The organism is Nitrosospira sp. Nsp14 (assembly GCF_900113575.1).
GTDB lineage: Bacteria > Pseudomonadota > Gammaproteobacteria > Burkholderiales > Nitrosomonadaceae > Nitrosospira.
This window is the reverse complement of record NZ_FOPV01000009.1, coordinates 88,072-100,392: the sequence shown is the minus strand read 5'-3', so window position 1 is coordinate 100,392 and position 12,321 is coordinate 88,072. Positions and strand designations below refer to the sequence as shown.

General features: G+C 55.6%; 10 protein-coding genes. 5 read left to right on the top strand and 5 right to left on the bottom strand.

Translation table 11 applies throughout. From position 1 onward, the window contains the following. Window positions 1-13: 13 nt before the first annotated feature. A complete protein-coding gene (gene ftsY / locus BM022_RS07645; RefSeq protein ID WP_091138203.1) occupies window positions 14-997 on the bottom strand; it encodes a signal recognition particle-docking protein FtsY in 984 nt (327 codons plus the stop codon). 101 nt (window positions 998-1,098) lie between these two features. Here ftsY and BM022_RS07640 point away from each other — a divergent pair, with 101 nt between their 5' ends. The 5 genes from BM022_RS07640 (at window position 1,099) to BM022_RS07620 (ending at window position 5,240) form a co-directional block, all read left to right on the top strand. Then, on the top strand, window positions 1,099-2,505 hold the full coding sequence (locus BM022_RS07640; RefSeq protein ID WP_371264308.1) for a M16 family metallopeptidase: 1,407 nt from the start codon (window positions 1,099-1,101) through the stop codon (window positions 2,503-2,505). 69 nt (window positions 2,506-2,574) lie between these two features. Beyond that, window positions 2,575-3,885 carry a M16 family metallopeptidase gene (locus tag BM022_RS07635; RefSeq protein ID WP_371264306.1) on the top strand — a complete coding sequence of 437 codons (1,311 nt, stop codon included), beginning with the start codon at window positions 2,575-2,577 and terminating at the stop codon, window positions 3,883-3,885. Between the two features lie 60 nt (window positions 3,886-3,945). Then, on the top strand, window positions 3,946-4,515 hold the full coding sequence (gene rsmD / locus BM022_RS07630) for a 16S rRNA (guanine(966)-N(2))-methyltransferase RsmD (RefSeq protein ID WP_091138202.1): 570 nt from the start codon (window positions 3,946-3,948) through the stop codon (window positions 4,513-4,515). Next, window positions 4,484-4,969 carry a pantetheine-phosphate adenylyltransferase gene (gene coaD, locus BM022_RS07625; protein ID WP_091138200.1) on the top strand — a complete coding sequence of 162 codons (486 nt, stop codon included), beginning with the start codon at window positions 4,484-4,486 and terminating at the stop codon, window positions 4,967-4,969. Before rsmD ends, coaD begins: the two co-directional genes overlap by 32 nt. A 7-nt stretch (window positions 4,970-4,976) precedes the next feature. Beyond that, window positions 4,977-5,240: a YfhL family 4Fe-4S dicluster ferredoxin gene (locus BM022_RS07620; RefSeq protein WP_091138198.1), complete on the top strand. Its 264-nt coding sequence runs from the start codon at window positions 4,977-4,979 to the stop codon at window positions 5,238-5,240. Here BM022_RS07620 and BM022_RS07615 read toward each other — a convergent pair. The 4 genes from BM022_RS07615 to BM022_RS07600 all read right to left on the bottom strand — a co-directional run bounded on the left by BM022_RS07615 (window position 5,206) and on the right by BM022_RS07600 (window position 12,268). Then, window positions 5,206-5,937 carry a YggS family pyridoxal phosphate-dependent enzyme gene (locus BM022_RS07615; protein ID WP_091138197.1) on the bottom strand — a complete coding sequence of 244 codons (732 nt, stop codon included), beginning with the start codon at window positions 5,935-5,937 and terminating at the stop codon, window positions 5,206-5,208. The two genes, BM022_RS07620 and BM022_RS07615, sit on opposite strands and share 35 nt — an antisense overlap. Before the next feature lie 159 nt (window positions 5,938-6,096). Further along, window positions 6,097-9,591, bottom strand: a complete 3,495-nt coding sequence (dnaE, locus tag BM022_RS07610; protein WP_091138195.1) for a DNA polymerase III subunit alpha — start codon at window positions 9,589-9,591, stop codon at window positions 6,097-6,099. Between the two features lie 279 nt (window positions 9,592-9,870). Continuing rightward, the gene (locus tag BM022_RS07605; protein ID WP_091138194.1) at window positions 9,871-10,923 is read right to left on the bottom strand and encodes a YheT family hydrolase; all 1,053 of its coding nucleotides are present in this window, start codon (window positions 10,921-10,923) and stop codon (window positions 9,871-9,873) included. Window positions 10,924-11,065: 142 nt separating this feature from the next. Beyond that, window positions 11,066-12,268: a response regulator gene (locus BM022_RS07600; protein WP_177191652.1), complete on the bottom strand. Its 1,203-nt coding sequence runs from the start codon at window positions 12,266-12,268 to the stop codon at window positions 11,066-11,068. Window positions 12,269-12,321: the final 53 nt, after the last annotated feature.

Sequence of the window (12,321 nt, the reverse complement as noted above, 5' to 3'; positions counted from 1 at the left end):
TAATGGCGCTGTTTCAATCAAACAACGCCTCGACAAATTCACTTGCAACAAACGGCCTCAAGTCGTCGATGCCCTCGCCTACCCCGATAAACCGGATCGGAAGCGGCTGTTTATCGTGGCGTTGCCTCGCGATAGCGGCGATCACCCCGCCTTTAGCGGTACCATCCAGCTTGGTAACGATGAGGCCGGTCAAACCGAGCGCATCATCGAAGGCTTTAACCTGGGCAACGGCATTCTGCCCGGTGTTCGCGTCGAGCACCAGCAGGGTTTCATGCGGCGCACTTGGCTCGGCCTTGGCAATAACCCGCTTCACTTTTTTGATTTCTTCCATGAGATGCAGTTGCGTGGCGAGCCGCCCGGCAGTGTCCGCCAGGACAATGTCGATTCCGCGGGCTTTTGCCGCATTAACTGCATCGAATATAACAGCGGCCGGGTCCCCTTTTTGCTGCCCGCTATTCTCTTGCGCAATCACCGCGATATTATTGCGCTCGCCCCAGGCCATCAGCTGCTCGCGCGCGGCGGCGCGAAACGTGTCGCCGGCCGCAAGCAGCACCGTTTTTCCCTGCAGCTGAAAATGATGCGCGAGCTTGCCGATGGAGGTGGTTTTCCCGGCGCCGTTCACACCCGCCAGCATGATGATGAAAGGTTTGTGCGTAATGGTTTCGAGTGGTTGCGACAGAGGCTCAAGCAACGCGACGAGCGCTTCCTGTAATGCTCCCTTGAGTTCGATCGCCTCGGTAAGGCCATTGCGTTTGACCTGCCTGCGCAGCTCATCGAGCAACCATGTGGTCGCGCTCACGCCGGCGTCAGCCGTGAGCAGGACGGTTTCCAACTCCTCATAGAGCGCTTCGTCGATCTTGCCGCTGCCGAAGAGGCCGGATAAGTGTTTGCCCAGGTTTTGCCGGGTACGCGATAAACCCGATCTCACCCTTGTGGCCCAGTTGGAAGGGGCTCCGGCGGCCTCGGCGCTATTTTTGGAGTTGAAGAAACTCGGCATTCTGGTAGGCTGTCATATTTGTCGAAATCCCGGCGAGTACGTCAATTGCGATCTTATTTCGATTTTATCCGTTTACCCGGCTTTAGGTTGTTAAAAAAATGATGACTTTTCCGTCTCTTCCCTCGCTATGGACGGGTTTGCGGTCGTTTGCGATGCTGCTCGCTTTGCTGCTTCCGGGGAGCCTCTTTGCTAATACCGCTCATACGCATGAGTACACGCTTGCCAACGGTCTTAGGCTGATTGTCAGGGAAGATCACCGTTCTCCCGTCGTTATCTCGCAAATTTGGTACAAGGCCGGAAGTATTGATGAAGTGAACGGCGTGACCGGCGTGGCCCATGTGTTGGAGCATATGATGTTCAAGGGAACGAAAAAGATTCCCGGGGGCGAGTTTTCTCGGCGCATCGCAGCCGCCGGCGGGCGCGAAAACGCCTTCACCAGCCGCGACTATACCGCTTATTTCCAGCAACTGCATAAGTCCCGGCTGCCACTGGCGATGGAGCTGGAGTCCGACCGGATGCGCAACCTGATCCTGACGGAAGAAGAATTTACCAAAGAAATCCAAGTGGTGATGGAAGAACGGCGCTTGCGCACCGATGATCAAGCACGCTCTCTGGTGCATGAAAAATTGATGGCGGTTTCGTATCAGGCGCACCCTTACCGCCATCCCATAATAGGCTGGATGAACGATCTGGAAAACATGACCTTTCTCGATGCAAAGGCATGGTATGAGCGCTGGTATGCGCCAAACAATGCTGTGCTGGTTGTGGTAGGCGACGTCAACCCAAAGGAAGTCTTTGCCTTGGCGCAAAAGTTTTATGGGCCCATCAAGCGAGGGGAGCCATTACCCCTGGATAAGCGCAAGCCCCAGATTGAGCCACAACAGGTCGGGATCAAGCGGCTCACAGTGAAAGCGCCGGCGCAACTGCCATATCTGATGATGGTCTACCACGCTCCGGCGTTGCGCAACCCGAGTACCGATTGGGAACCCTACGCGCTGGAGATGCTCGCAGGGGTGCTGGATGGCAACGAGTCGGCCCGTCTCAACAAGACGCTGGTGCGCGAGCAGCGGATTGCGAGTTCCGCCGGTGCGAGCTACGATTCGACCGCGCGTGGTCCAGGCATGTTCTATCTGAATGGCACCCCAAGCGAGGGAAAAACAGCGGTTGATCTTGAAACGGCATTGCGTGCCGAGGTGGAAAAGATTGTGCGCGAGGGCGTGACCGAGGAGGAACTCGCTCGTGTCAAGGCTCAGGTCGTTGCCGCGCACGTCTTCCAGCTTGACTCGATGTTTTTTCAGGCGATGGAAATCGGCCAGCTCGAAAGCATCGGGTTGTCATACCGTGATGTCGATACGATACTCGATAAATTGAAAGCGGTTACTGCCGAACAGGTACGCGATGTAGCAAAGAAATACCTGAAGGATGACGTGCTCACGGTTGCGGTACTGGATCCGCAGCCGCTGGAGCAGAAAGCGCCCTCTGCTCCGCCCCCCGCATTGCGGCATTAAGAGGATGGAAGCATGCCGATCCATTCCCATTTCTAAGTTGAATTCCAAGCGTTTTTTACGAGAGCCGCGATGCATGTGATGCGCTTCATGTTTTTCCTGCTGTTAAGCTGCTGTTCCCAGTGGGTCTCCGCTACGCTGCCCATCCAGCATTGGCAGACGCCCGCAGGCACCCAGGTATATTTCATAGAAAGCCGTGATTTGCCGATACTCGATGTCAGCGTCGATTTCAACGCCGGCAGCAGTACTGACACGGCGGATAAATCAGGCCGTGCCGGATTATCCCTACACCTGTTGAGTCTGGGCGCCGGCGGTCTGACCGAAGACCAGATTGCGAAAGGTTTGGCTGACGTTGGCGCCCAGCTCGGCGCCCACTTCGACCAGGATCGGGCTGGCGTCACGTTGCGCACGCTCAGCAGCGCGCGAGAGCGCAGGCAGGCACTGGATATTTTCGGTCGTGTCGTCCAGCGCCCGGAGTTCGCCGGGGACGTACTGGAACGGGAAAAGGCGCGGGTCATCGCGGGATTGAAGGAAGCTGACACCAAGCCCGGCACTATTGCTGATCGCGCATTGATGAAGATGCTCTACGGTAACCATCCCTATGGGTTGCGCGGTTCGGGCGAAGTCGGCAGCGTAAGCGGCTTGCAGCGCGACGATTTGGCTGATTTCTATCGCACCCGCTATACCGCTGGGGGTGCGGTGATCGCGATCATGGGCGATGTGAGCCGCGCGGAAGCGGCAGCAATCGCGGAATCGCTAACGAAGGAACTGCCGCAAGGAAAGCCGGCCGATGTTTTGCCAGAGGTTATAGCGCCGGTTCCAAGCGTCCAAAAAATTGCCCACCCTGCCACGCAGAGCCATATCGTGCTCGCGTATCCGGGACTCCAGCGCGTCGATCCGGACTATTTCCCATTGCTTGTGGGCAATCACATACTCGGCGGGGGCGGCTTTACCTCCCGTCTAATGGAAGAGATCCGCCAGAAGCGAGGGTTGGCCTATAGCGTGCATAGCCATTTTGCCCCGCTCAGGGAAAAGGGGCCTTTCGAGATAGGACTGCAGACCAGGAAGGAACAGTCTGACGAAGCGCTCGTACTGACTCGAAAAGTCCTGGCTGATTTTGTGGTAGGTGGTCCAACAGAAAAAGAGCTTGTGGAGGCCAAGCAGAACATTATTGGCAGCTTTCCGTTGCGCATCGACAGCAACAAGAAGATTATCGGATTTCTTGCCATGATCGGTTTTTATAATCTTCCCCTGACCTATTTGGAGGATTACGTAAAAGCGGTGGAACGGGTAACCGTTCCCCAGGTCAAGGATGCTTTTCAGCGCCGCATCAACCCGGAAGGGATGGTAACTGTCGTGGTCGGAGCTGTGGCACCGAAATAATAAGCGGTTTCGCTGGCGCGTTCCCAGTCGAAAGCACTTCAATTCTCGACATTCGCATTGGTGAAAAACAAAGTCCGCATAATAGCCGGCGAATGGCGAAGCCGTATCATCACATTTCCCGAGAATGCCGATTTGCGCCCCACGCCCGATCGTGTGCGTGAAACCGTCTTCAACTGGCTGGGACAGGATATGAGCGGCAAATGCTGCCTTGATTTATTCGCGGGTAGCGGCGCCATGGGTTTTGAGGCCGCGTCACGCGGTGCCGTGAAGGTCGTGATGGTGGAATCCAACCCTGGCATAATGGCAATGTTGAGAACGAGTTTGCGGAAACTCGGAGGCGGGCAGGTGGAATTGGTGGCAATGGACGTGTCGAATTTCATCGATTCCGACCACCGCCGCTTCGACGTCATTTTTCTTGATCCCCCCTATCGGCTGGGGCTGTTACCCGAACTGCTATCGCGACTCCATTCCCACCTTACCCTCGGCGGGCTCGTCTATGTGGAAAACGAAAAGGTTCTTGAGCCTGGCGCTGAGTGGCAGTTATGGCGCCAGGGGCACGCGGGCAAGGTGTTTTATCAACTTTTGAAATCCCGAGAAAATGGAAAAAGCGATCTACCCGGGGACGTTTGACCCGATCACCCGGGGACACGAGGATCTAGTCCGGCGGGCGTCGGGACTTTTCGATCAGGTGGTGGTCGCGGTCGCGGCCAGCCGGGGCAAAGCGCCTTTTTTTACTCAGGAGGAACGGGTAAGAATGGGACGCCAGGTACTTGCGAACTACGCCAATGTCGAGGTAATGTCGTTTTCTGGCTTGTTGATGGAGTTTGCGCAGCAGCAGCAGGCGAGAGTCATATTACGCGGCCTGCGCGCAGTTTCCGATTTCGAATTCGAGTTTCAGATGGCTGGGATGAACCGTAGCCTATATCCGGGTGTCGAAACCCTGTTTCTGACACCGTCGGAGCAATACATGTTCGTTTCCGCGACTATAGTACGGGAAATCGCCTTGTTGGGCGGAAGCGTGGATAAATTCGTGCATCCTTTGATTGCGGAACAGTTGCGGATGAGAACCAGTCATAATCCCTGAGGTTGATATGGCTTTAATAATCACTGACGAATGTATAAATTGCGATGTGTGTGAACCGGAGTGCCCGAATGACGCGATTTCTGCAGGGGAGGAGATCTACGTGATCGACGCTGCCCTGTGCACGGAATGCGTAGGGCATCATGAGGTTTCGCAATGCGTGGAGGTGTGCCCGGTGGATTGCATCGTCCTTAACCCGGAAATTGCCGAGACAAAAGAGCAGCTGTACGAAAAATATCTCAGTCTTTCCGGGCAGCCAGCTCCTCAGGGATAGCGTAGCGTCTGGGACCGAAAATAGCGGTGCCGACGCGAACGAGGGTGGCACCTTCTTCTATGGCAACATCGAGGTCCTCGGTCATTCCCATGGAAATCGTATCAAGACCGTAACCGGCGCCGTTTAACAGATCATACGCTTCTCTTACCATACTGAACTGGCTACGCTGCAGGGAGGTCGCCTTGGTAAGTTCCGGAATAGCCATCACGCCTCGTAGTTTCAGGCGAGGCAGCGTGACAATATGTGCAGCGAGATCAACGACCTCCTCGGGCGCGACGCCGCTCTTGCTATCCTCTCCGCTTACGTTTACCTGCAGACATACTTGGAGCGGCGGCAACGATTCAGGCCTATCCTTGGATAACCGGTCGGCAATTTTTTTCCGGTCCACGCTATGGACCCAGGTAAAATTTTCCGCGATTCGGCGCGTCTTGTTACTTTGTATCGGGCCGATGAAATGCCATTCAATGGGTAAGTCGGGGAGTGCCGCGATCTTTACCAGGGCCTCCTGGAGATAGTTCTCGCCGAAAATAGTCTGGCCGGCGGCAAAGGCTTCCCGCAGGCACTCCGGCGGATTGGTTTTGCTGGCAGCTAAAAGCGTAATCGCCTCGGGCCGCCGGCCTGCTTTCTCTGCAACTTCCTTGATGCGCGCTCTAACCTTTTGAAGCCCCAAGGCGATGGTTGTCGTGTTTGGTTCCATTTCTTTCCTTCTTTATTTACCTTGCCACCTCGGGCGATTTACCCCCGAGAATAAAAATAGTTGCCGGGGCATGCGCATAGTAGTGGCACTCATCTCTACGGTCAAGCCGACTCTTGTTCATGCAGGCGCCGTCCGTGCTGTTCGATTTCTCCCCGCATCTCAGTAGATCACTTTTACCAAGTCCGGCCCAAAATGAGCGGCCAGAGATTGCAGCAAATCGTCGTGCAGACTTACGCGCCACGTGTCGCCCAGCTCAACCTCGCATGTCGCGTCGCGGTTGCGATAGATTACAGAAACGGGGCAGGAAAATTTATTTGCCGCACCGGCTCCGCCCGCATTGCCACAGTTGCCGCGATGGGGTGCCAGCAGTTCTCTCAGTTTCCGGGCATCCGACGATCCATTGCAACGAAGCTCAACGCGTTTTGCGTAGCGTGAGCGGGCGCTGCTTAAATCATACAGCTGATCGGCCGTAATCCGCAGTCCATACTCATCCTCTCCACCCTTGTTGCTAACCCTGGCCTCCACTACCAGCAACTGATCTTCTTTCAGCCAGTTTCGCGCTGATTCGAATGACTCGCTGTATACCACCAGCTCCACGCGTGCGCTGCCATCGTCCAGTACGATTATCCCCATCCTGCCCCGACGTGTTACCTGCGTGCGCATCGCGTAAACAATCCCAGCCAGAAGCTGCGGTTCTCGTTGCGGGTTCAGCCGGTCAAGGCGGTTACGCACGAAATGTTTCAACTCTTCTGCATAAGCGTAGAACGGGTGGCCGCTCAAATAGAATCCCAGCGCCATTTTCTCATTCTTCAGCTTTTCCTTTTCCGGCCACGCAGGCACATTAAGGAGGCTCGACCTTTCCAGCGGCGTATCACGCTCTCCGAACAAACTGACCTGGTTGGCTGCGCGTCCGGCCTGCTCCGCCGACTCGAGCGCAATACCTACGGAGGCGAGAAGGCCGGCCCGATGAGGATCGATGGAATCGAACGCCCCCGCGCGGACGAGCGACTCCAACACGCGGCGGTTTACAATGCGCTTGTCCACCCGATGGCAGAAATCGAACAAGTCCTGGTAAGGGCCGCCCATATCACGTGCTTTGATAATTGCCGCAATCGCCGATTCCCCCGTTCCTTTTATCGCCCCCAGCCCGTACCGAACGGTTTTGGCGTCCACGGGAATAAAGCGGTAACCGGACAGGTTGATATCCGGCGGCAGCATGACTAGCCCGTTAGCAACGCTGTCCTCAAAGAACGAGTGCACCTTGTCGGTATCGTCCATGTCCGCGGAAAGGGTAGCGGCCATAAACTCGGCCGGATAGTGCGCTTTCAGGTAGGCAGTCTGAAACGCGATCAGGGCGTAAGCCGCCGCATGCGATTTGTTAAATCCGTATCCGGCGAACTTTTCCATCAGATCAAAGAGCTCGGCCGCATCCCGATCAGTCATGCCGTTCTTAACCGCGCCGGCGACGAAAATGTCGCGTTGCAGGGCCATTTCTTCGGGTTTTTTCTTGCCCATTGCTCGTCGCAGCAAATCGGCGCTGCCGAGGCTATACCCGCCAATGACCTGTGCGATCTGCATGACCTGTTCCTGATAGACCATGACCCCATAGGTCGGTTCGAGTATGGGTTGCAAACGAGGATCGAGATACTCCACGCGCTTGCCGTGCTTGCGGTCCGTAAACTCGGGGATCAGGGACATCGGGCCCGGACGGTACAAAGCAACCAGCGCGATGATATCCTCGAATCGGTCGGGTCGGGCCCGCTGCAATAGGTCTTTCATGCCGCGTGATTCAAACTGGAATACACCCACAGCGTTACCCTGCCGCAATAACGCATAGGTGGCAGGATCATCCAAGGGCAGATTTTCGAGGGAAAAGGCCGTGGAACCGGTAATTTCGTGCGAGGCGCCTTGCTCACGCTGGCGGATGTATCGAATGGTCCAGTCGAGTATGGTCAACGTCCGCAGACCCAGGAAGTCGAATTTCACCAGCCCGATCTTTTCCACATCATCCTTATCCAGCTGGCTTATGACCGATGCGCCCGAATCGGTACAATAGACCGGACAAAAATCCGTGATCTTTCCGGATGCGATCAGCACGCCCCCCGCATGCATGCCAACGTTGCGCGTAAGCCCTTCGAGGCGCTCTGCCAGCTCCAGCAGATTGCGTACCTCTTCCTCCGCTTCGGCGCGCTCGTTCAGTTGCGGTTCCTCTTCACGTGCCTTTTTCAGCGTCATGCCCAGTTCGAACGGCACAAGCTTCGCCAATTGATCCACAAAATTGTAAGGCAAGTCCAGCACCCGGCCGACATCGCGCACTACCGCCTTTGCCGCCATGGTCCCGAACGTGGCAATCTGGGACACGCTCTCTGCGCCGTACTTCTGTTTCACGTATTCGATCACGTGTTCCCGTCCGTCCTGGCAGAAATCTATGTCGAAGTCAGGCATGGAGACGCGCTCAGGGTTCAGAAAGCGCTCGAATAGCAAATCATAGCGAAGCGGATCAAGGTCGGTAATTCCTAAGGAGTACGCAACCAGCGAGCCAGCGCCAGAGCCACGGCCCGGCCCGACCGGCACCCCGTTGCTTTTGGCCCAATTGATGAAATCGGCGACGATTAGAAAATAGCCTGCAAACCCCATTTGCACGATGATGTCAGCCTCAAAATCCAGCCGTGCGCGATAACTGGGCATTTTTGCCTCCCGCTGGACCGTATCGGCAAAAAGTGACTTCATGCGGGCTTCCAGACCCGCAACCGCCTGATTGCGCAGGTACAGCTCCAGGCTCTGGTTATTGGGGGTGGGAAACAGCGGCAGGCGGTTCACGCCAAGCTCCAGCGTCAGGCTGCACCGCTTGGCGATCTCCACCGTGTTGGCAAGCGCCGCCGGAACGTCGGTGAACAACTCCGCCATCTCTGCCTGGCTTTTAAAATACTGTTGTTCCGTGCAATGCCTCGGACGGCGGCGGTCACCCAGCACATAGCCTTCCGCGATGCATACCCTTGCCTCGTGCGCGCGGTAGTCTTCGGGATTCAGGAACTGTACGGGCTGCGTTGCAACTACTGGCAGATGCAGGGCTGAGGCCAGCACCAGGGAGCGCTGCATGACAGCCTCCGTGTTCGGATGCCCTGCACGCTGTATTTCGATATAAAAACGGCCAGGGAAGAGGCCGGCCCACTCCGTGGCCAGTAGATCGGCCTGTGTCAGATCGTTCTGTATCAGTGCAAGACCAATCTCCCCGAGATTTGCGCCCGAAAGAGCGATCAGTCCGTCTGTGCCGATATCACTTTCCCTTAACCAGGATTTCCGTATTTCGGCGCGCCCACGATAATAATTCTCGCGGTAGGCGCGTGAAAGAAAACGGCACAACAGCAGATAGCCGGCATGGGACTGGCACAAGAGCAACATACGGGAAGGCTTGTCCCGGTCGGCTTCATTGCTTATCCACACATCGCAGCCGACAATCGGTTTAATACCCTTATTGCGTGCCGCCTGATAAAACTTGACCAGGCCGAACAGGTTGCAGAGATCCGTTAACGCCAGCGCCGGCATCTCCTCGGCAGCTGCTTTTGCCACCACCTCGTCGATACGCACAATGCCATCGACGACGGAATACTCGCTGTGCATCCGCAGGTGAATGAAGGTTGGGTGTATGGGCATAACGGGGGTAAGACTGATTGGCTGGCTGATAGCGATACATTGCGGTTAAGCCAGTACGTCAACGTCGGGAATAGACTTTATTCCGATTAGAGCTGAACTGGGTTTTGATTTTACACCTTCGGCAAGGGTCGGGCTCGCTATCGATTTAAATATAAAAGGGCCGGTGAGCGATATTGCTGCCGGTTCCTGTGTGGCGGGTTAGACGTGACGTACTACCGTCTCTCGCGCCACAAGCCTCGGAAAAACGCGGGAGAAAAGCGGGGGCGAGAAATGGCGCGCTCAGGAAATTTGGAGCTCGGGTACGGTATCAACTGTATCAATGGGCCGGAGTGCCGTTCGGCCGCCCTGCTGGCCAAAGAAACTGACAATTCTCTCGGGAAGCCACGTCAGCTTTCCCGGAAACGGCGCATGTAAAAATCCGGCATGTCCGCCTTCCTCGGGGAATTCCCGAACAACGGCAGAGGAAACTTCCTGGGATCGTGGGAGCACGGAAGCGGGCATGAAAGGATCGTTCAAGGCATTGATGAGGAGGGTGGGCACCTCGATCTGCCGCAGCCAGGGCTTGCTACTTGATTGCTCCCAGTAGTCTTCGGTGTCGCGAAAACCGTGCAGGGGAGCGGTTACCAGATTGTCAAACTCGTACAGCGTCTTGCATGCGGCTACCGCCTCGGAGTCAAAAAGGCTCGGAAAGCGATCGAGTTTCTCAAGCGCCTTGTGCTTCAGGGTGTCGAGAAAATGGCGAGTGTAGAGCAGGTTAAAGCCCGAAGCCAGGGCACCCCCAGCAGCTGCAAGATCCAGCGGCACTGAAACCGCCACCACGCCATCTACCACTTGACATGCCTGTCGTCCTTGCTCGCCCAGCCATTTCAGCAAGGCGTTACCACCCAGGGAAACACCTACGGCGTAAAGCGGTAAACGGAAGCCCGGCCGTTTGCTCTGTTCGCTGATCCGGCGCAGTATGAAGTCGATTTCGTTTGAGTCGCCGGCATGATAGGCGCGTTCGAGCCGATTGGGTGATCCGGAGCAACCCCGGAAGTGCACCACTGCGCCCCGCCAACCCAATTGCCGGAGCAGCGCCATGATGCTCAGCGCATAGTGGCTGGATGAGCTTCCCTCAAGTCCATGAAACAGGACAACCAGCGGTGCATCGGCGACGTTATCAAGCCAGTCGATATCAATGAAATCACCATCGTCCAGTTCCCAGCGCTCACGACGGTAAATGATGGCAGGACGTGCGAGAAAGTAAGGGTAGATGGTTTGCGCATGCGCACCGCGAAGCCAAGCAGGAGCCGCATAAGGCCTGGCGCACAGAGGGAAAGAGGAGATTTTCACGCTAAGTCTTGTAAGGCTCTGCGGGAGTCAAGCGGTGCCTGAGTATGAAAAAGCCGTATTACCCTGCATAGAACTATAACAAAAAAACCAGAGCACCAGCAAACTAACGTGAGCTTGAGTTTCTCGTCTTAGAAGAGACTCCCTAAATGTCGTCCCATTTTTTTTTAACCAACGCCCTGTTCATCTTCATCATCCGCAGAATTTGGGCCACTTTGCCGACGAGGATCTCGCGCTCCACCGGTTTTACGACGAAGTCGATCGCGCCCGCCCGAAGGCTCTGAATAACAATATCGCCTTCGCTTTTTCCCGTCATCATCATCACCGGCAGGTTTGCCAAGGCAGGGATCGCTTTTAGCCGGCGCGTGGTGTCGATACCATTGACATCGGGCATCATGAGGTCCATCAGAACAAGATCTGGTCGTACGTTCCGCAAAAGTTCGAGCGCAGCCAGACCGCTTTCGGCGTAGAGCACGCGATATTTCAAGGGTTCCAGTATCTTCGCTATGATTGTCCACTGGAAATTATCATCATCCACAACCAATACCGTCGGTTGCAGCCGGTCAGCCATTGCGTTGAGCACGCGGGCGGTTTTTATGTGAGGAGCACACTCCTGCTTGAAGCCATCTATCCATAATTTCAGTGGTTGGGTGACTTCCTCAAAACTGCGCAGGCGGGGGTCGATTTCGTTTTGCTTAAACCAGGCAAATTTTTCCGTTATGGCGTATTCGCCAGCCGGCGGGTCCTCCTGGGCAAGCTGCCGGGAGAATTCATCTAGAGCCGCACCTATTTCTTGCTCGGCTTTGCGCATAACGGAATCCGCGATCTCGATTTCCCGATTTCCGTGCGCCATGTGTTTATGCAAAAGGGCTTCCATTTCACTCAAGCGTCGCGCCTGAGCGGCAAACTCTTCCACCGTCGGGCTAGCGTCCAACAGTGTGAGTTCACGTATCGCCAGATGCAAGGACATGAGCAAACGTGGTGCATCATGTGTCATCGGCCAAAAAAACACATAATCGTGGAAGCGCTCCATCTTGCATAGCTGGTAAGCCCGACCGATATTATTCTTGTCGCAGAGCACGATGACCCTGTGTTCCGAAGACCCGGCCGCCTCGCTGCGCGTTCTGAGACTGCGATAGAAGTGCTCCGACTTTTCGAGAGTATCGAAGGCAAGCAGCAGCACATTAGGGAGGTGCAGCTCGAAATCTTCTACTATTCGGTCGGGGGAAGTGGAGATGAAAACATTGTCGAATTCTGCGTCAAGTATCGTTTTTATCAGTTCTCCGTCGGCAATGTTGTCAGACGCGATAAGTATGGTTGCCGCCGGTCTCGAAGATTTACGTGTCATAAAGGCCCTGCGACCATGTAATCCCCTTCTGTTTTTGGAAGGTCTCCGCATTT

Excerpts from the sequence above, each read along its gene's own strand:
- dnaE (WP_091138195.1), bottom strand. The coding sequence starts at position 9,591 with ATGCCCATACACCCAACCTTCATTCACCTGCGGATGCACAGCGAGTAT.
- ftsY (WP_091138203.1), bottom strand. The coding sequence starts at position 997 with ATGCCGAGTTTCTTCAACTCCAAAAATAGCGCCGAGGCCGCCGGAGCC.
- BM022_RS07640 (WP_371264308.1), top strand. The coding sequence starts at position 1,099 with ATGACTTTTCCGTCTCTTCCCTCGCTATGGACGGGTTTGCGGTCGTTT.
- coaD (WP_091138200.1), top strand. The coding sequence starts at position 4,484 with ATGGAAAAAGCGATCTACCCGGGGACGTTTGACCCGATCACCCGGGGA.
- BM022_RS07600 (WP_177191652.1), bottom strand. The coding sequence starts at position 12,268 with ATGACACGTAAATCTTCGAGACCGGCGGCAACCATACTTATCGCGTCT.
- BM022_RS07635 (WP_371264306.1), top strand. The coding sequence starts at position 2,575 with ATGCATGTGATGCGCTTCATGTTTTTCCTGCTGTTAAGCTGCTGTTCC.
- BM022_RS07615 (WP_091138197.1), bottom strand. The coding sequence starts at position 5,937 with ATGGAACCAAACACGACAACCATCGCCTTGGGGCTTCAAAAGGTTAGA.
- BM022_RS07620 (WP_091138198.1), top strand. The coding sequence starts at position 4,977 with ATGGCTTTAATAATCACTGACGAATGTATAAATTGCGATGTGTGTGAA.